The sequence below is a fragment of the Geminicoccus harenae genome, assembly GCF_019800005.1.
Classification (GTDB): Bacteria; Pseudomonadota; Alphaproteobacteria; order Geminicoccales; family Geminicoccaceae; genus Geminicoccus; species Geminicoccus harenae.
The window spans coordinates 12,659-32,231 of sequence record NZ_JABGCL010000029.1 but is presented as its reverse complement, the minus strand read 5'-3'; the positions used below and the strand labels follow the sequence as shown (position 1 = coordinate 32,231).

At 60.8% G+C, this 19,573-nt stretch carries 10 protein-coding genes and 1 tRNA gene; 6 read left to right on the top strand and 5 right to left on the bottom strand.

Going from position 1 to position 19,573, the window contains the following annotated elements:
- Positions 1–25 precede the first annotated feature (25 nt).
- Positions 26–1,093 (top strand): ABC transporter substrate-binding protein, encoded by a 1,068-nt coding sequence (locus HLA95_RS21555; RefSeq protein WP_191059615.1) that lies wholly within the window; start codon positions 26–28, stop codon positions 1,091–1,093.
- A 1,792-nt stretch (positions 1,094–2,885) separates the two neighbouring features.
- Here HLA95_RS21555 and HLA95_RS21550 read toward each other — a convergent pair.
- Positions 2,886–2,975, bottom strand: a tRNA-Ser gene (locus HLA95_RS21550).
- Positions 2,976–3,164: 189 nt separating this feature from the next.
- On the opposite strand from HLA95_RS21550, the gene HLA95_RS28975 reads away from it, so the two are divergent.
- The gene (locus tag HLA95_RS28975) at positions 3,165–4,589 is read left to right on the top strand and encodes a tyrosine-type recombinase/integrase (RefSeq protein ID WP_191057897.1); all 1,425 of its coding nucleotides are present in this window, start codon (positions 3,165–3,167) and stop codon (positions 4,587–4,589) included.
- On the opposite strand, the gene HLA95_RS21540 is transcribed toward HLA95_RS28975, so the two are convergent.
- Positions 4,586–5,689, bottom strand: coding sequence for a calcium-binding protein (locus HLA95_RS21540; RefSeq protein WP_191057896.1), 1,104 nt, complete (start codon positions 5,687–5,689; stop codon positions 4,586–4,588). The two genes, HLA95_RS28975 and HLA95_RS21540, sit on opposite strands and share 4 nt — an antisense overlap.
- Positions 5,690–5,797: 108 nt before the next feature.
- A complete protein-coding gene (locus HLA95_RS28850) occupies positions 5,798–7,171 on the bottom strand; it encodes a calcium-binding protein (protein ID WP_191057895.1) in 1,374 nt (457 codons plus the stop codon).
- Between the two features lie 977 nt (positions 7,172–8,148).
- Between HLA95_RS28850 and HLA95_RS21530 the strand changes: the two genes are divergently transcribed.
- Positions 8,149–9,525: a hypothetical protein gene (locus HLA95_RS21530; RefSeq protein WP_222184477.1), complete on the top strand. Its 1,377-nt coding sequence runs from the start codon at positions 8,149–8,151 to the stop codon at positions 9,523–9,525.
- A 225-nt stretch (positions 9,526–9,750) separates the two neighbouring features.
- Here HLA95_RS21530 and HLA95_RS21525 read toward each other — a convergent pair whose 3' ends face one another.
- A complete protein-coding gene (locus HLA95_RS21525; RefSeq protein ID WP_191057893.1) occupies positions 9,751–11,151 on the bottom strand; it encodes a PIN domain-containing protein in 1,401 nt (466 codons plus the stop codon).
- 3,609 nt (positions 11,152–14,760) lie between these two features.
- Here HLA95_RS21525 and HLA95_RS21520 point away from each other — a divergent pair.
- The 3 genes from HLA95_RS21520 to HLA95_RS21510 all read left to right on the top strand — a co-directional run bounded on the left by HLA95_RS21520 (position 14,761) and on the right by HLA95_RS21510 (position 18,473).
- Positions 14,761–15,435 carry a recombinase family protein gene (locus HLA95_RS21520; RefSeq protein WP_191057892.1) on the top strand — a complete coding sequence of 225 codons (675 nt, stop codon included), beginning with the start codon at positions 14,761–14,763 and terminating at the stop codon, positions 15,433–15,435.
- Between the two features lie 1,057 nt (positions 15,436–16,492).
- Positions 16,493–17,262 (top strand): IS5 family transposase gene (locus tag HLA95_RS21515; RefSeq protein ID WP_191057891.1). Its coding sequence is split into 2 segments (ribosomal slippage): positions 16,493–16,808 and positions 16,808–17,262, totalling 771 coding nucleotides; the frame shifts between segments, so codons are not numbered across the junction.
- Between the two features lie 671 nt (positions 17,263–17,933).
- The gene (locus HLA95_RS21510) at positions 17,934–18,473 is read left to right on the top strand and encodes an RICIN domain-containing protein (RefSeq protein WP_191057890.1); all 540 of its coding nucleotides are present in this window, start codon (positions 17,934–17,936) and stop codon (positions 18,471–18,473) included.
- 696 nt (positions 18,474–19,169) lie between these two features.
- On the opposite strand, the gene HLA95_RS29315 is transcribed toward HLA95_RS21510, so the two are convergent.
- On the bottom strand, positions 19,170–19,484 hold the full coding sequence (locus HLA95_RS29315) for a transposase (RefSeq protein WP_191057889.1): 315 nt from the start codon (positions 19,482–19,484) through the stop codon (positions 19,170–19,172).
- Between the last annotated feature and the right edge of the window lie 89 nt (positions 19,485–19,573).

Here is a 19,573-nt window from a genome sequence, read left to right as displayed (position 1 = left end):
GCAAACTGTCTGATAGGAGTTGCCGATGACGTCCGAGTTTACCCGTCGCTCCACCCTGCGCCTCGGTCTTGCCGGTGCCACGTCTGCAACCGCGCTGGCGCTTCCCGGGATCCGGCCGGCCTTCGCCGAAGACCAATTCACCCTGTCCTCGGCAGGCGGCAGCTGGGGCGAGAGCCTGCGCAAGGCGTTCGTCGCCGGCAGTGAATTTGCCGACATGGACATCGCATACGAGGAAGGTGGCGATTCGGTTCGGCTGACCAAGCTGCTAGCACAGCGTGGCAATCCCCTAGTGAGCGCCATCAACCTCCTGACCACCGAGCAGGTCCTGGCGGCCGAGGCCGGCGCGGTGCAGAGCTACGACACCGATATTGTCACCAACCTGCAGGATATCTATCCCGAGGCCGTCTCGGCACCCGTGAACGGCCTGACCGATTGGAGCGCGGCCTTCTCGATCGCCATGATCGGGATGACGTGGAACACCAACGAGGTCGAAGCTGCTCCCACGAGCTGGAACGACCTGTGGAACCCGAAATACAAGGGCCGGATCGGCATCCCGGACTACGGCTGGATCGGCATCTCCTGGCTGCACGCGCTCAACCACGAACTCGGCGGGAACGAGGACAACATCGACGCTGCGATCGAGGCGGTGGCCGATCTGCGCCGCAACAACGAGGCGGTCATCATCGGCAGCTCGGATCAGGCCTACAAGTCCATGGCCAGCGGCGAGATCATCATGCTCCCTTGGTTCAACGGGCGGGCCTTCGAGCTTCAGGAGAAGGGCTCACCGATCGACATGGCCTATGTTCGCAACTCGGTCCTGCAGCACAACGCCTACCTGATCCCTGCAGGCGTCCAGCACGTGGAGCTGGCCAACAAGTTCATCCAGCGTACCCTGGATCCGGAGGCTCAGCTCACGCTCGCCAAAGCAACCCGTTACGCGCCGGCCAATCGTAAGGCGAAGCTGCCGCCAGAGTTCGAGCGCTACGCCATTCCCGCCAGTGCCCTGTCCTCCACTGCGCCGATCGATTGGCCGAAGGTAAACGCCCATCGCGCCGCTTATCTGACCCGCTGGACCCAGGAGGTGCTGGGCTAAAACGGCCCATTCTAGGAAAGTTGTAGTCCGTCCATGGCACGAGATCACAGGATAGCGCCATGATGATGCACGTACTCGCGTACAAGCACAATCCGAGGGCAAGAGCATCTTCTGAGGTCGGCGACTGAGCTCCGGCATCAAAGTGCCGGCTAGGGATTGTCGTTGAGAAGGCAGACGCGGGGAGGCTTTCCTTGGCGAAGCCGAGCTTGATGAGGCCAGCTCACGGACATGCCTCTCGACTTACACGTTATGGAATCTTAACGGCGTGCCTGGACGGCTACCGCAAATAGATGGCTGAAGACGGCTCACGGACGGGCAGCTCGTCCACATTCGCAACTTTCGCAGCCTTGGATGATGGTTGTTGCAGGCTGCGCGCCGGGCCGGCAGATCATCATCGGGGGTGAGGACCAAGCCGAGCTCATGATCGCGGCGGGCCTCGCCCGGGACTGCCCACGGTTCAGCGGCGGCCGCTATGCGGCGGCGGAGCAGCCGGAGGCGTCAGAACTGCCACTGCTGGGGTACTTGCCGGCCAGAATGACAGCGCCGCCTAGGGCTGGCGACAGGGGGAGTAAGGCGGAGGCACTTACGGTGACGAAGACATTGAGTGGGAGCCAGAGCCCTTCCACCAGTCATATGAGCCTGGCTCTGCCCCGTTAGCGAGGTGCCGCACAGGAGGGCAACTTCTATCGCCCTACCTTTCAGCGAGGTGCCTGTGCGCCTTCTCCATCTGTTCAGCCGACATCACCGTCGGGTCTTTCTTCTCGGTCTCGTCCGTCGAGCAAAATCCCCCGCCAACAGAGTGGTCACCAGCAGTTCGTCACGTGCCATGGGTCGTGCAGGTCATACCCCTGTTCTGCTGGTTGGACTGGTTCATCAGGGCCATACCTTGTAGAGCCATGCCGAGGCTGGTGGCGCGCGCTTGGCGCTCCTGCTGCTCCAGCAGCGCGGCTTGTCCATGTCTGGAGCCGGCATGAGCGTGCGCCACCCAGCTGCCGCGGATGCGCCAAGCCTGGGGGCATGAGCTTGGCCGTCCGCCCCACCTACGACATTCCGGGCTTCTGCGAGGCCTTCGGCGTCGGCCGCTCCCACGTGTTTGGCGAGATCGCCGGGGGACGGCTGCGGGCGACCAAGATCGGGCGGCGAACCGTGATCGTCGGGACCGATGCGCTGGCTTGGCTGGAGGCCTATCGGCAGGCTTCGGGGGAATCGGCACCGAAGGTCGCCTGGGTCAGACGGAGGTGGCGGCTGCCGCGCAGAGACAGCCCCGCCTTCCCATACTGCGTCAGTGGCCGATTTCGCTCCCGCAGAAGCCGAAGGGTAGCAAAGGTAGCGGGGGTAGCAGGTATGCGTGCGCGCGAGGGGCATAGTGCGAGTAGGTCAGGGAGACCCTGAGCCAGCTCACCAGCAGGCCCACGCGGGCAGCAGGAGCAGCGAAACGACACCGATGCTATGGCACCGGTGACTCTACCCGCCAGTGCTTACAGCGGGATTTGCTCACCATGTGCTCACCAGCGGCGGAGGCTTGGTAAGCAATGAGCAGCTAACTTATTGATTCATAATCGGAGTGGTCAGATTGAACTGACAACCCTCTGCCCCAAAACAGGTCACACTCAGTCTGGATGTGAAATACGGCTACGTATGAGGTACAAGATGTACTACTCCTTCACCGTGCTGAGCTACTGGACCGAGGGCAGAAGACCATCATCCACCGGCGTTCTTGGGACCAATGGTGGTACCAATGAACAGCGCACCAAAAATTTAGGCGCAATTTCAGCGGTTTAGCTGCTGATGCTGGCGGAGGGACAGGGATTCGAACCCTGGGTACCATCGCTGGTACAACGGTTTTCGAGACCGCCCCGATCGACCACTCCGGCATCCCTCCGAGGCGCGTGGTGATGTAGCGTCCGCCGGGCGAGGCCGCAAGGATGGGATGATGGTTCGGGGTGATTTGCCGGCGGGTGGGCGTCGGAAGGGGCGGTCCGTCCTCCGCCACATGGCTACCGCCTAGGCTGCTTTTCGGCACTTTCAGAACGATGGGCCGCCTCCCAGGGCACCCGTCGGGAGGTAGAAAGTGCCAAGGAAGGTTCCGTATCTGCGGCGGAAGGGACACGCCTGGTTTGCCGTCAAGAAGGTCCCGAGGGCTCTGGTGGCCGTGGTGGGCCAACAGGTCTTCGAGGTCTCCCTTAAGACCGACAGGCAGCAGGAGGCCATCCGGCGGCTGCCCTACGCCCTTGGTGAGATCCAGCGGAAGATCGATGCGCTGGCCGGCGGGGAGCGCTGCCAGACAGCGCGTCTGGAGGCGGAGCACCAGGAGGCCCGCCAGCGCCCCGGGGGATGGCCTACAGCGTTCATAGCGGCTCCCGAACCCTCTCCCGTCCCCAGCCCCGCGCAGACGCCAGAGCAGCCAACCGGCGTGGCTACTAGAGGGCTGGTGATCGCTGACCAGGTAGACCCCTGGCTAGACGTTGAGGTCGCCGTGGCCTCCACCAAGTCTCAGCATCGGCTGGCCGTAAGGGAGCTTCTGGGCTTCCTCCGGTCCAACCAAGCCCGCACGAGCGACGTCACCTACTTCAAGGCCCGCGACTTCCGTGACCTCCACCTGATCGAGAAGCGCGGGCTCACCCAGAAGACCGCCAACCGCTACATCAGCAGCCTGTCCAGCCTGTGGCGGTGGCTGATAGTCAATCGGTACCTCGGAGATGAACACAGCGATCCCCGGCGGCTGAACCCGTGGGCTGGCCTGGGGGTAGCCAAGAAGAAGCTCCGGGGGAGCAAGACCAAGAAGACGGTAGGTTGGTCTCCTGACGAGATGGTCGCCATTCTGTCCAGCGAACACCTGACGGACACCCTCCGGCCCCTGGTGCTGATCGCAATGTACACCGGGGCCCGAATTGAGGAGATTGCCCAACTGCGTGCTCAGGATGTCCAGAAGGACGGCATCACAGGCCACTCGTATCTGCACATCCGGAAGTCCAAGACGGAGGCAGGCATCCGGGATGTGCCCGTCCACTCCATCCTCCGGCCGCTGATCATCTCACTCGTGGAGGAAGCACGCGGGGCCACGGCGGAGGGCTGGCTGTTTCCCACGCTGAAGCCTGGGGGTGCCGGGAGAGAGAAGCGGTCACACTACGCCTCCAAGGCATTCGGCATGATGACGAGGGAGAAGCTGAAGCTCACCGATGAGCGGAAGGTGTTCCACTCGTTCCGGGCCAACGCGATCACCGCCTTGCAGCGCGCAGGGATCAATGGGCAGACCATCGGGCAGCTGGTTGGGCACGCTAATGGCAGCGTTACTTTTGGGGTCTATAGCGATGGGCTACTTGTTCAGCAGCTATCCGAGGCGCTGGAGAAGGTGACGTACGGGTCGAGGGTCGATGCGCTGGCGAGGCAGATGGCCAGCGCCCCGCTTCCGCCATGGACGAGTAAGCCCACGCTCAAGCGCAGAGACCCAGCGAAGCCCAAAGGTCGCCCGAGGAAGCGCTTAGTACCGCGCTAGCCCATGGGCGGTATGTCGAACACGACCGACGATGGCTTGAGATCGCCCGCCACCAACTCCGTCACCCCAAACAGGCTGATGGTTTGCGGGACGTTGTAGTCGCCCCATGCAGTCTGGCTCAGGTCCACCACCAGCGACGACCTGGTGGCGCCCTCGAAGCTCAACTCCTCCAGGCTGAAGCCGGTGTCGCCGGCCGTGAGCCTGCCGTCGCCGTCCGTGTCGAACCGGTCCAGGCCGAACGTTATTTCCCGTTCCGACGCGATCTCCTGGAGGAGCAGCATGTCCTGGCCATGGGTGAAGTCAGCGATGAAGGTCTCGCCGGGGGCAAGCGCCCCGTCCCAGTACCAGCCGGCATACTGGAACGTGTCGGCGCCACTGCCGCCAATCAGTGTGTCCTTGCCGGCCGAGGCCGTGATGAAGTCGTCGCCGGTACCGCCATCCATCAGGTCGTCGCCATCCGGGCGCCCGTCGAACAGAAAGTAGACCAGGCTCCCCAGCCGATCGTCACCGGCCCCGCCGAACAGACGGTCGTCGCCCGTGGAGCCCCCCAACTGATCATCGCCGTCATTGCCCAGGAGGAGGTCGTTGCCGGCATTGCCGATCAGGTGGTCGTCGCCTATGGAACCTTCCAGCCGATCATCGCCGTCATTGCCCTCAAGGAGGTCGTTGCCGAAGCCGCCCTGCAGGTTGTCGTTGCCGGCATTGCCGAACAGGCGGTCGTCGCCCTCGGCGCCGTTCAGGGCGTCGTTGCCGAGGCCGCCATGAATCTGGTCGGCGCCCTCGCCGGCGAACAGGACGTCACGGCCGGCACCACCCGACATGTAGTCGCCGCCGCTGCCGCCGTTGACCAGATCGTCCCCGTCCTCCCCAAAGAGCTGATCGTTGCCGGCGTCACCGAGGATCGTGTCGTTGCCCCGGTAGCCCTGGATGATGTCGTCACCCGACCCGCCATCCAGCCAATCCGCGCCCAGGTGGCCCAGCAGCTTGTCGTCGCCGCCCAGACCACGGAGGACGTCGCTGCCGTCCCCGCCAAAGATCCAGTCGCGCGCGTCCGTCCCGGTGATGTCGTCGTTGTCGTCCGTGCCGAGGATGACGGCCATCGCTGTGCCCCTGGAGTGGTTGATGCGCCGGAGCCGAATGTTGGGCAGCTTACACTGCACCTGATAGGCGTCCGGCGCACCCTTGTTCTACCCTATCCGGCAGTCCGCCTAGGCAGGCCCTGGCTCAAGCGGAACAATGCTGGTCGGCGCGAAATCGGCGGCCACCAGTGAAGTGACGCCGAACACCTCGATCAGGTGCTCGCCCTGCAGGTCGGCCGGCTGCATCGTGCCGGTGCGTGCCGCCACCACGTTCATGTCGATCACCAGCGAGGTCGCTGTCCGTCCGTCGAGCGTGATGGACTGCAGCGAGACGCCTTGGTCGTTGCCATTGAGCGTGCCGTCGCCGTTGGCGTCGAAGAACTCGAAGCCGTGGACGTAATTCGCCACGTCATCGCGGAATTGCTCGAAGGCGATGACGTCCTCGCCGTGGACGAAGTCGCCGATAGTGAACTTGTTGGCGAGGATGGAGGTCCGGCTTTCGATCGGCTCGCCAGGATCACCTCCGCTAAGCTCGGTCATGTAGGAGTAGACGAAGCGGTCGCTGTCGGCACCGCCATAAGCGACATCGTCCTGGCCGTGCGTCTCGATCCGGTCGTTACCAGCCCCGCCCATCATGCGGTCGTTTCCGGTGAACTTGTTCTCATTGTAGCTGTTGACGATGATCAGGCTGAACCAGTCATCCCCATCGCCACCCCACATCTCGTCATCGCCGAAGCTGTCGTCGATCCGGTCGTTGCCGGCACCCCCGAAGACCCGATCGTCGCCAGAGCCACCGCTAAGATCGTCATTCCCGTCGTCCCCGTACAGGACGTCGTTGTTCTCCTTGCCCACGAGGAAGTCGTCACCCGCACCCCCGCTCAGCCAGTCTGCATTCTGGCTGCCGCGGACGGTGTCGCTGCCCGCACCGCCGTAAGCCTTACCGCCCAGGCTAGCGACCTCGGGGTCCGAGTTGATGTCGATAATGTCGTTGCCGGCCCCGCCGTAGATGTTGTCCAGGCCACCCCGGCCGTCCAGCACGTCGTTGCCATCGCCGCCAAAGAGCGTGTCGTTGCCGAGGCCACCCTCGATCCGGTCGTCGCCGGCGTTACCATAGAGCGTGTCGTTGCCGGCGCCGCCCAGCATCTGGTCGTTCCCGGCCCCGCCAAACAACTGGTCGTTGCCGAGGCCGCCGCTCATGGTGTCGTTGCCGGCACCACCGACCATGTAGTCTTCGCCGGAGCCACCATCGAGGACGTCGTTGCCGCCCTGGCCGAACAGGACGTCATCGCCCGAGCCGCCGTAGACGGTGTCGTGGCCGGCTCCACCCTGGGCAGTGTCGTCGCCGAGCCCGCCGCTAATCCAGTCGTCGCCTTCGCCGCCGAACAGCTTGTCGTTGCCGGCTTCACCCTTGAGCGTGTCGGACGCGCCCAGCCCGGCGATCCAATCGCTGGCGGCGGTGCCGACGAGGTTGTCCTTCTGCTGCGTTCCGATGATCACTGCCATGAAGTTCTGCTCCAGATCCAAAGGGGCAGAGGGCTGTCTATGATTTTTTGGTAACCTTGCATTCATCATCTAGCTCTGCAAGGCTCGGAAGCGTTCTCCCGCTGCGACAAGCTTTCCCGCCGTGGAAAAGTGCCGGTGGAGACGAAGGTGCCGCCAGGATGCTGTCGATGGCCACCGTGTCCGCCATGGCTGTGAAAGGCGGCTGACTGCTCCTCACGCTGTAGCTCAGCGGAGTATGAGGAAGCACCGGGCTTCGCTACGCCTCCAAGACTTTTGACCTGATGACCAAGAAGGCTGATGCCCACGGATGAGCGGAAGGTGCTCCATTCGTGCAGGGCGAACGCGATCACTGTTCTACAGCGCGCAGGAATCAAACGGGCAGACTGTTGGGTAGCTGCTGGGGCATGCCAATGGCAGCGTGACCTTGGGGTCTAACGCGATGGATTACCTGTCCAGCAGCTATCCCGGCACTGGAGAAGGTGACGTACGGGTCGAAGGTTCACGCACTGGAGGCAAATGGTCAGCGCAGTGCTTCTCGTATAGTCGACCAGCCTCGTGCTCAACCGGCGGAATCCCATTGAGACCCAACGGCCGCCCTAGGAAGCCTGCTGGCCGCGCCTTGGGGCTTCGGCCGCTTCTTCTGGCCCTTCCTGCTCGCCTGCCCGCTGTGCTCCTGCGGCACAGTCATGAGTGTCGGCGCAATAGCAGTGCAGGCCATTTCGACTCCTAGGCTGGCCAGCGTGATCAATGACAATTCGCACACTATCGGGCCGCCGCGACATAAATCTTGGGGATAAACACAGGACCACATCCGCGTCGTAGCAAAGCAGCAACGCGCACAAAATGTCGCATGTAGCTGTGCGTTGACTATTTTCCGGAAGTTAGCCAATAAATCGTCAAACAAATGATCAATGCCCTCGCGTGTCTGGTCTAACATCATAAGGCTACATGCGATGAATATCGACAGGCGGTCCTTGTTGGCCACTGGTTCCGCCCTTCTGACACTTCCGGTTCTCGGGACGCAGCAAGCTGAAGCTCAATCGACCTTCGCTGATGATACTGAAGTTTGGGGCAACCTGTTCTACGGCAATGCCGTTTCCAACTACGGTTCGGGCAACACCAGGCTGAATGCTCAAGAAGCCTTCTCGTACTGGTACAGGTCCGAGATGACCGGTTATCTAGCTGCCGTTCGTATCGTTTTTGAAAGCGGTAGCGGATATGCCGCTGGCGATGGTGGTGGGCCCTACAACCTCCAGATTCGTAGCGATAACAATGGTATACCGGGCTCGGTGATCGCAACCTCCATCAATTCATTTAATGCGCCCCCATCCAGCACTCTCGGAGGAAGTCAAGCGAATTGGGCAGTAGAATTTAAGTTTCCATCTACAGTGTCTCTTACAAAGAACGACATTGTACACTTTGTCGTTCTAAACAACCGCCCGGGTGGTGGCCAATCTGCTAATTATCTATCGGTGAATCATTTCAATGGCGTTCGCCTATGGCAAGGTGAAAATCAGTATACCCAGGGTTCTGGGGTCCTAATTCCGAGCGATCCATTGGTGGATGCATGGAAGCGGTCCCCCTACTATCATTCCAGAGGTGACGCGGCACTCACGGCTTCTCACAAGATCCGTGGTATCGATCGGCGCGGGCCAGGTGGTGCCTGGGCGTCTGATTGGTCGAAGTTCCCAACGATCGAGTTGGACTTCAAGCAGACGTCAACTGGTCCAATCATCGCCACCAAGGGGCAGAGCATTATCTACCGCGCTGTGCTAACGTCGTGGGCGGGGCTGGCAAACTCAAGCAACTACTTTCCACTTTCGAATACAAATAAGGTTCAACTAAATTTTACTCCCACGACCCGTACCAGGATAATTGGAACGGAATGCTTCACCAGGTTGCATCGTACTGGCGCGAGCGTGCAGGCGTTCGTTAAGCTGAGCGGGCCCCTTACGTCGTCTGGGGCAGCCGACAGCGTGACCTTCACGTTTAACAACATCGATGGACCTTCAAGCAGTCTGAATGAGCCACAGCAGTACGATCCAGACAGCCCACGGGTTGGTTGGATCAGGTCGGCATCAGCAAGCAAGGCTGGTCCATTCTATTTGCACCAGGGTAGTAGTTATACGGTCGAATGGAGTTCGGTTGCCGGTAGCACCGTCGCTATCAAGCCGCACGACATGAGCGACCTGCCTCCTCCCAGCCATTTAACGTCGCGGCCAGAGGTCGTACGTCTCAATCGTAAACCTAGCTTCTATGCGGATACCCAGGGCGGTAGCTACACAGTGAACGGTGTCTCTGGCACCTTCGCAAAGCGAACGAGCCTTCCTTTCCTATTCCGTGTCATTGGGTGAAATTGAGGAGATCGCCGCTGAACTAACAACGGCGTAGGAGACGCGGCTACCGGGGTACAATCAGATTCCGGTAGCCGCACTCCGACACCTTCCGCCTCCTACCGGCGCTTCTGGGGTGCCACCACTCCCACTTCGTGGACCCTTCACGATCTCCCTCCGCTCCTATGGATCGACAAGCCGGCCAGGTGGGACGGGCGACCTTGATGGTCATTCTGCGGTCCTTGCTTACCAGCCGAGTGCAATGTCGCTGCCTTTGGACGCAACATAGGGTCGGCACCCAAAGACCTTGAAGAACTCCTCTCGGACCACTTCCCGACCAGCTTCTGCCCAACTCTCCGGGACCAGCAACCCATCATGTATCGGATACGCTGGCACTCCATCAGGCATAGCTCGTCGGATCACACCAAAGATCACCTGGCTCTCCAGGAACATCAGGGTCATGCAGCTACCGCCTGCCTCCTTCCATCGCGCGATGTGCGGGTGGGCCAGCAGAATGCCGTTCCCGACGCGCTGGGCAGGATACTCCGCCAATAGCCCCGGATAGTCCCCCAGCAAGCTCTCCACGGTCTCCTCCGGCCACCTCCTCAGCGTCACCCCGCGGTTCGCCAGTAGGACCGATGATGCGGCCTTTACGATATCCCGCGGGATCTTCTGGCCTGTCTCCGGGTCCAGGATCATGTCGTAGGGATCACGATCCTCGTCGTTCCAGTAGTCGGGATCGAAGGCGGCATTCCCTTCTCTCGTCAGGCCGTACACGGCAGTGGGCCAGGAGGCCCGTATGTCGATCTCAGACACCACCTCGCCATCAATGACCAACTGGCGCCGAGCGCGCTTCTTGACGCCCATGTAGCTGCCGTAGCCCCGGCAATAGAGCCTGCCGTGGAGGTTCCACGGGTAGGCTGCTAGGTCGGCCTCCGGATAATTCCAGGGGACCGAGAAGACCCGGGTGAGGCCGAAGAAGGCGGGGACACGGTCGACGGTGGTGAGGCGGAAGCTGTCCAGGAACGTGTTGATCCTGTCCAACTCGGTTGCGAGAGGCGCAACCAACGGGCTCTCTCGGATCACCTTAGGAAGCTCAATGGTCCTGTCAGGCTTCCGCTTGGTCCCCTGCTTCCGCTGCCGCCGAAGCTGCACGAGGCACACGGGCATTGTCGGGCGGAAGTGGGACCTGTCGCTGACGCCATGGCTCGCTGCTAGCGCCACTAAGGACGCAGACACGCGGTGGGTGGTCGCCTGATCCGGTAAGCTTACCGGCTCCTCCAGGCCCTCCACGACCGCCGCACGCTCCCTGAAGCGATGCCCCGTCACGACCTCTAGGAAGCCCAGCGCCACCAGAGCATCACGGACAGCACGGGCAGCCTTGGCGCCGATGCCCCGGACTGCGGTGTCAGCCGTCTTGCTGAAGGTGGCGTCCATCCAGGAGCGGTACAGGTCCCGGGGTGGCTTGGTGTCGAGGGCGATCAGGAAGGCCCCAAGGAACCCGGCAATGACCTGGCGGGCCTTCTTGGGCTGCCTATCGGGGTCTTTGGGCGTGGCGCTGGCAGTCCAGTGGTAGAGGACGCGGCTTAGGACGTCGTCGCATAGGGCATCGGCTTGTGGCGTCGCCGTGAGCCAGCCAAGGTCCATGTAGAGGGGCCTGGTGGTCGGCTCCGGGTATGCAGCAAGTGCCGAGCCCGGAGACACCAGATCGGGCGGGGCTGCCGGCGGCGCCGGGTTCCCATTGTGGAAGCACGGAGGTCGCGGGAGGACGGGGCTTGGCGAGCCCGTGTGATGGTGCAGGTTCATGCGGTTGGTCCGTAGGCGGCAGAGGGCCAGCCAGCGTGCGGGACGAGCGTCACCCTGCGGTCGCAAAGGTTGCGTCCGTTCGCACTGCTGGCTGACGATGTGGAGGAGTGGTGACGGATGCTGAGGCGGGGCCTCGTTCAGTCAGGCCCAGCGAAGGGAGAGGAATGGTCGGTCGGCATGATCAGCCGTGGTCCCAGAAAGTTGCTACTAATGGCCCTTCCTTGGGGGGGTCCTAAAGTAGTGTCCTTGGGGCCTGTTGGGGGCTATGGTTTAGATTAGAGCAGAGATCATCATGGGTGGTGAGCTGTGGGTGTGCAGGGGGTTCAGGCAAGTGGTCGCTATGCCTTCGCCGGTGGGGCCTAGGGGTGGTTCAGACGACTACCGTGGCGGTCGGAGAGCCACCCCTTGAGCCTGGCCACGGGGTCTTGGCTTTGCAGGGTGGGGCTGTGATATGGCCCACAGCGACTTCTCGGATGATCCTTGTGGATGGAACACCAAAGTGGTGATTCTTCGACCGATGATGCGCTGCGGGCCATTGACGGCAAGAAGCTAGGTTAAGAAGCAGGCCGCCTATCCATTGTGTGATATTTGCGGCTGGTTATGGCCACGGCCACAGGGTCTGCGGTCTGGCTCCGTTCTCCTATGCGACCTTCACAACCTTTTTTGGTACGCTAAGGCGCCTCCTGAAGTTGCCTTTGGTGAAGTTCCACCTAAAGGCCCCGCCAGGTCCCCGTAGGATGTCTTCACCGTCTTCCGCATCCATGATTACCCGCTTGACCAGCAACTTAGCTTTGGATTTTGGGTCATGAACCTGAAGATCGCCGTCTCCGTTCTCGCTGAAATGCAGGGGCAGGCCGCGCTCTTGAAACTTCGTAACAGTCTCGATGTCCAGTAGACAGGCGGGGCCATAACCGCTGACATGCGCGATTACTTTCGTTCCATCGCCTGGATAAGCGATAGGATCTCGGAATTCTGTGGTGCATGCCCTAGTCGATCCACGGTCCTCTGGAGTGGCGCTCGAAAGTGGGTCGCCCACCTCCACCCCCAGAGTAGACTTTGACCAGAAGCCGTTACTCCAGGTGAAATCTAGATAGTCACGGCTGCGAAACCGCGCTCGAAGCCTAGACGGGGTATTGATCGTCGTCCGGTGCAGCCCCATCCACCCTGACTTCGATGCATCATAGAAGTAGATTTTGAGTTTCGACCCGGTGCCTCCTCGCCATTTGCTCCACTGAAAGCGAAGTTCCACGACGAACTTTCCGTGTTCATTCAGTATTCCTAGACGCTCAAGCCTCTTGCGCCCGAACACATCCAGCTTGATAGCTGCCGGATTTATGTTCTCGCCACTAGGACTAGGGGGCACATGAGATAGTGGGACATGATAGACTACATCACAGTTTTCTCCCTTACCCAGGTAAGATGAGGTGGATTTTCCGCTGTACGACAATTGATCTGCTCGAAGGTGGACCAACTAGATGCTTTTGGTCCACAGATACTCCAGGTTGCGTCTCGGGCGCATGGGTTGATTGCGAGACTGATGACTTCAAGAGTGGATAGCGCGACTACCCAGCTTCCTGTTTCGCCCTTTCGGTGAACGGGCATCATCAGGCGGGAGGCACCTGGCCCCTCCCACGACAGAAAGTGTGCCGTTCTTCGCTCCCCGCACACCGCTCCATCGAGCGGGGCTCTCCCCAACGACCGGCGGCGTTAAGGGAGGATTTATGGGTCTGACCGCGAAGGGGCTCCGCGCGGTGGAGGTCTTTTCGCCATCATAACGCTCAGACACTTGTCTAAGCGGAGGCCAGGGTCACTCTCCCCGTACTGACAAGGTACCTTTTGCTGACGATCATGTCAATGCGGGTTCTGGATACACGCATGTACTTGACGACAATACTTGGACTTAACTTGAACTGTCTCTAACGCATTGAGAACGATGAGCATCCCGTCAGACGTATTGTTGCATCAATGCATCACTTTGCATTTTCTTGGAGCGGCCACATGCGAAAAAATTCACTTCATGTGACTGGCACTGCGGGTCCAGGCCCATAGCGCTTGCCGCTCCCCTGCATCGACAGCGGCAGGCTGCTCTCTATATGCCCGCAGGCTGCCTATAATCCATTTCTAGGGCATGCCTTTTGAAGAGCCGCAGGCAATCGGCCGTGTCTACTGTCACCGCGCATTACGTGCATCTTCTATGGTTGTTACCGAGAGGGAGCCGGCGGCCAACTATGCGGCGGCGCCGGGGGCACCTTGAAGACCCGGTAGCCTGACCGCTCCAGGTGGTCTGCGATCCTCTCCGCCATGAGCCTGGCCTCAGCAGCCCGCTCCTCGTCGGGGACATAGCGAGCAGGCCGCCGCCGGTCCCTGCCGGTTCCTCCGGCCATCAGCATGAACTGGATGGAGAACACGAGGTCCTCGCGGGAGGCTGGGAGGAGGTCCTGGGGTTGGTCCGGCGGGTTGCTCATGGCGGGGACGCTATGGGAACGGAAAGGGAACATCAAGATCCTGGGAGAGCCCGCCTGGGGACCAGAGGGGTACGCCACGAAAAGCACACCCCCAGGTCCGGGATACTTGTCTCAGCGGAAAGGGGGTAGGGGTGGGTCGGCCCGACGAAATCTCACAGCCAGCCCGCTCCACTGCTCAAACCTCAACAACAGCAACAACGGCGGGGTTTACTCGCCATTTTGAAAGTCAGTTTGGACAGAGCAAAGGGGTGGGGGTCTAGTCGGCAGGATGGGACCCGTTCAGGCCTTACCTCTGTCCCCTTCCCGCCCCCTTTTCATCCCGCGAGCTATCACGTTCAACCAAGCCTTTTCCGGCTGGCTAGGAGCCGCTAGAGTTGAGGTACGTGCCTCGGCAATCCACGTGGAAATGGATCAAGCCGATAGAGGCAGTCGGTCCTGATACGCGCCCGTGTGGGCAATCAAGCCGTGAGGCTTCTCGTCAAGTCTTGAAGGGCCCAGCCTCGTAAACTGGGCACCCCAAGAGGAGACGCTCAGGCAACCGATTGCTGGCACTACTCGGCAATTCCACTGCCGGGGCACTGCCCGTCAAGTTGCGCATAGACAGGCAGGACCCGAGTGCTCCCGACGGCGGGTTATCCGTTGGTCCAGGACGTCAATGAAGTCCTCGGGCTTCTGGCGCCAGAGGTCGTGAGACACTGATATGTCTTTCAACCTCGGTGTGAAGATCAACATTGACCTGGCAAAAGTCATCTTGGCTCTTGCCGCGGCAGTGAAGCTCTTCATGTAGTGGGGCGGGGGTCTTAGGGCCCCCGTCTCCCTGCGCAATTTGCGTGCTTCCCTCTTCACCAGTTCGCCTGCTTACTCGTGTGCCGTTCAAGCACAGCAAAGCAAACTTTCCAGACCAACGCCTCAAGATGACACGTTGCGCTAGTTGTACAAACTGGCCTAATGTTCATTACGCCATTCAGTACGCCAAGAGGTCCCTATGAGGATCGTCGCCTACTACCGGGTCTCCACCGCCAAGCAGGGGCGCTCCGGCCTCGGCCTGGAAGCGCAGACGGCCGCGGTAGAAGCCTACGCCGGCCGTGTAGGAGGTACGATCACGGCGGCCTTCACTGAGGTCGAGAGCGGCAAGACCAACGACCGGCCTCAACTCACCCAGGCGCTTCACTTGGCGAAGGTGACCGGCGCCACCCTGGTGATCGCCAAGCTGGACCGCCTGAGCCGCAATGCGGCCTTCCTGATCACCCTTCGGGATAGCGGTTGCCGGTTCGTGGCTGCCGACATGCCGGATGCCTGTGAGCTTACAGTCGGTATCATGGCTCTGGTTGCCGAACAGGAGCGGAAGGCGATCTCCCGGAGGACCCGTGAAGCTCTCCAGGCGGCCAAGGCCAGAGGCCAGCGCCTCGGTAATCCCAATGGGGCCGCTGCGCTCCGAAGGGCTGCCAAGGGCAACGCGGCCAGCCGAGAGGCAGCCAAGGTCAACGCTGATCGCTTCGCCCAGGACCGGGCTTCGGTGGTCGCTCAGCTTCAGGAGGCCGGTGTGGTGTCGCTAGGGGCCATAGCGGCGGCCCTTAACAAGCGAGGGATCACCACGCCTCGCGGCGGGCAGTGGCATAGGTCGACCGTGAGGAACCTGTTGGGGCGCTTAACGATCTGACGGGCCATTCCGCACATTCATGTTGTAGAACGGAACGGATTGCCCTACTAAATCAGTAGTCTTGCGCGAGGTGCGCAGGCACAGGCCCGCCGTTCTGGCGGGTCTTTTCATTTGGACAACATTGCAGCATCGCCGCCGTCCTGGTCGGAAGAAGACCGGGTGGAAGAGGTATGCCGTGTTCGTGGCCAAGCGTGCCACGGATCACCTGATCGGCTGTGCGGTCGGTTACTCGATTGCGCATGCTACCGAGTGGGTGACTTACACGGTGGGCCTGATCCGCTCGATCCTCCCCTTCGGCTAGGACATACCGCCCCGCACTGTTGGAGAAGAACAGGCGGGCGATGACGCACGCCCTCTAAAAAGGCAGCAGCGGTCACAGGCGAGAGTGTGCTTGTTGTGCAACGAAGGTACGGGAACGAAGCATAGGTCCAGCCCCGGGGAAGGTAGTGGTCTGCAACTTCTGGATGCCGCCAGCAATCTCCAGATACCTCCAGCACACTCCCAAGGTCCCGGAGGGCATCATTGCACTGCGCGGAAAATCGGAGACCCCCCTATTGCCTTGCCCGCCCTTTGGGCTGACAGTTGGTAGCGTGCCGACATGCGCACGACCATCAGCCCCACAGGCACCGAAACGTCATCCCTCGCCGCTTCTGTCGGCTGGCTCGGCGATCTCCCCGGCACCCTGAGCATCAGCCTCCAGGGTGACGTCACGGCTATCGTAATTGTCGCCGTCCTGCTGGGCCGACTTCGTTGGAGGTCGCTGTGGCCGCCTGGAGATGACGATGAGCTTCCTCCAGGACCCCGTTTGCGGCGTCCCCGGAGGCGCAGCGGTCGATACCGGGAACGGCGCTAGAGATCGACAGGGCGTCGCCATACACAGCCGATGGCCGCACGGCGGGTACTAGCCTTTGCGGCGGCAGCCCAGCCCGGTGGCGTTCTTGGGAACATCGAGGGTCCCACCCGTCTGCTCGATGTATTAGGGTCCGTTAGCTCCTGAAGTCCGTCCCCATCTGCTATGCGGTGAGCAGCAGTTGGATGGATGGATGGGATGAGGGGCGTGCTGACGGATCAACAGTGGGCGGTGCTGGCACCGTTGATCGAGGCCTGCCGCCCGCACCGCAAGACGCAGCATCACGATCTGAGACGCACGATCGAAGCGATCATCTGGCGCTGCCAGAATGGTGCCAAGTGGCGCAGCCTACCTGCTCAGTTCGGTCCTTGGTGGATGGCAGCGCAGACCTTCATCCGCTGGGGAAGGCTCGGGGTTTGGGAACGCCTGCTGGCCATGCCGCAGGAGCAGGGCGTGCAGTTGGGCATGACCTTCCTGGACGGCACCAACATCCGAGCACATCAAAAGGCGGCCGGTGCTGCTCAAAAGGGGGCGACGGAGCCCGACGTCCTGCGGGTGAAGCTCTTGGCCGCTCTCGTGGCGGCTATGGAACCAAGGTCTGCGTGATCGCGGATGGCAGCGGTCGCGCCGTTGCCTTCAGCCTGGCACCCGGCCAGGCCCATGAACTGCCCCAGGCGGTCGGCCTGCTCGCTCGTCTGCCGGGTGTGTCACGCTGGGTGGTGGCCGATCGCGGCTACACCAGTCATGCCTTCAGGGAGCATATCTGGAACCTGGGCAGCCGTCCGGCGATCCCACCGCAGCGGCACGAGGCACCCGTCGCCTGCCCGCCCCGGATCTACCACAACCGCAACCGGGTCGAGCGCTTGTGGGCCAGGCTCAAGGAGTGGCGCGCCGTCGCCACCCGCTACGAGAAAAGAGCCAGCTCCTTCATGGGCGTCCTCTACCTCGCTGCCACCTTCGACTGGCTCAAGAACTAACGGATCCTAGTGGCAGGATGCGTCGGCCTCTCCTGCGCAACCGCATCGCGATGTGCCACATCGACGGGTGCCGGAAGTTCGAGACCGTCGAGGGCATCCGGTTGGCCCCAGTCCCGGGTCAAATGACCCGCAACGCCCGTCCAGGTTAGAGAACCCACCTGGACCGCCATCGCCGCTACCATCCTCCGCCAGCAAGAGCGGATCGCTTCCCGAACCGCAGAGCTACGTTCTTCAAGCCGACCAATGGCAGTGTTGGGGGCACGCGAGGAGGTGCCTCTCAGATTTGAATGTGAAGCCGGGCGAGCAAGTCACAAGCGTCGTGAACGGCCAGAGCCAAGACAATCATCGTCTGCGGAACCACCGGCCATCACCCCCAGACGAGCCAGGCTAAAAATTTGCATCTTCATGATCCGAAAGATGTCAAATGACCAAGCAAACATTACTAATCACTGATACAACATGTCAATCCGCCCTTCAGCAACTTCGCTATAAAGTAGTTATTAACTTGATCAAAATCTAAACGATACTGAAATTTATTGTAGATAGAATTCTGTTGACAACATGTGTTCATAATACGATTATGTAAGTTGCCATTAGCTATGTATAGCTTAGCATACAAGAGCTGTGGCTTGTCACGCGAACAATGCGAAACCTAACCATGGACGATCACCATGAAGCGCTCAACGAGCAGAGTGATCCCTTCTCTATGGAAAAGTACTTTCCGAAGGATATTGCTACCTTCTGCATTGTTGGTTTGCGCCGCCTCGGCGCAAGCAATTGCTCATGACTACTATTATGTAGTCGCAAAGCACAGCAATAAGTGCCTTCATCAGCATGGAGCAACCCAGGGCAATGGAGATGCCATCACTCAGTGGAGTTGCGTGAATCAACCAAACGTGAAGCTGGAACTACGGCGAGCAGGTGGCGGCTATTACTTTCTGAAGTTCAAGCACAGCGAGAAGTGCGTTCACCAGCATGGAGCAACTTTCGGGGATGGCGATCCTATTACGCAGTGGCAGTGCGTTAATCAGCCCAACGTCAAAATCAAGAGAATCCCAGCAGGCGGTGGATATTACTGGCTGCAGTTTCAACATAGCGGCAAGTGTGTCCATCAACACGGAGGAACCTCGGGAAATGGCGATGCTATCACGCAGTGGGCCTGCATCAACCAACCCAACGTACTCTGGCGATTCGTGAAGGCGCCTGACTGACAAGCAGACTAAGTCATCTGAACAGCGGGCACTGCCAGATGATTGGCTAATCCGACAGCACATTGATAGCCCTCAGTCTTCTGACCTCCCCATCCTGCGGCATCATCAGGGCTCGCCCATCCTTGAGCCAGTCGATTGTGGCAGCGTGCATAGTACGCCCATGGACGAAGCCGCGGTCTTCACGCCCGCCCCGCCCTGCAGCCGACTTGCGGGCAGGCTCCGCGACTGCCCACCGCTGCTACTCCTTGCGCCTCGCCCACAGGCGCTCGATCCGGTTGTGTTGTGGTAGATCCAGGCAGGACAAGCGACCGGCGCCTCGTGCCGCTGCGGCGGGATCATCGGATGGTGGCTGTCCCAGTTCCGGATGTGCTCGCGGAAGGCATGGCTGGTATAGCCCCGTCCGCCATCCCAGTGCGGCACCCTCGGCAGACGAGCGAGCAGGCCGGGCACCAGCACCGTCCACTGCCCATCCATCAGCATGCCCGTCCTGGGTCCATCCGTCTGCTGCTCACCGCATCACGGATCGAACCATTCTCAGGAACTGACAGGCCCTAGGTGACAGAAGGACGATTGAAATAGAAAGGAAGGGCAACCTAGCTTAGGTAAAGATGTGTTGCAGTCCTCATTCGCTTGCATGTAATCTTACTTTGATAGGAAAAATTGGCCTAATAGTTTGGCACAGCGCTATCACTGCTGCTAAGCAACGAGGTGTTTTCCGGCAAGCTGAGCGACTGTGGCTGCTAAGATGGAAAGTTGACGTCGAAGATCTTCATTCTCACAGCGCAGCCTCACGATTTCCTCTGCCCTGGCGGCGGACATGCAGGATTCCCGATAAGCGTGAGCGGCTTTTTGTGTTGGGCTGAATACACCGGCTTTTTGGCACCATCCCCTGAGGGTCTTCGTGCTCACACCACGCTCTCTCGCCACGCTGTAGTAAGAACGACCCGCGTCCACCATGCCCACGCACTCGCGCACAAACTCGGCGGTGTAACGGATACCCCGTCTGGCCATGCTTCATGCCCCCGTGAAGGCCCCAGGGTTGGCCGATATTCCACATTAGTTTCCTGGGGCCTCATCTAGCTCTACGGTGCTGGAATGGC

Excerpts from the sequence above, each read along its gene's own strand:
- HLA95_RS21510 (WP_191057890.1), top strand. The coding sequence starts at position 17,934 with ATGAAGCGCTCAACGAGCAGAGTGATCCCTTCTCTATGGAAAAGTACT.
- HLA95_RS29315 (WP_191057889.1), bottom strand. The coding sequence starts at position 19,484 with ATGGCCAGACGGGGTATCCGTTACACCGCCGAGTTTGTGCGCGAGTGC.
- HLA95_RS21520 (WP_191057892.1), top strand. The coding sequence starts at position 14,761 with ATGAGGATCGTCGCCTACTACCGGGTCTCCACCGCCAAGCAGGGGCGC.
- HLA95_RS28850 (WP_191057895.1), bottom strand. The coding sequence starts at position 7,171 with ATGGCAGTGATCATCGGAACGCAGCAGAAGGACAACCTCGTCGGCACC.
- HLA95_RS21540 (WP_191057896.1), bottom strand. The coding sequence starts at position 5,689 with ATGGCCGTCATCCTCGGCACGGACGACAACGACGACATCACCGGGACG.
- HLA95_RS21555 (WP_191059615.1), top strand. The coding sequence starts at position 26 with ATGACGTCCGAGTTTACCCGTCGCTCCACCCTGCGCCTCGGTCTTGCC.
- HLA95_RS21525 (WP_191057893.1), bottom strand. The coding sequence starts at position 11,151 with ATGGACCTTGGCTGGCTCACGGCGACGCCACAAGCCGATGCCCTATGC.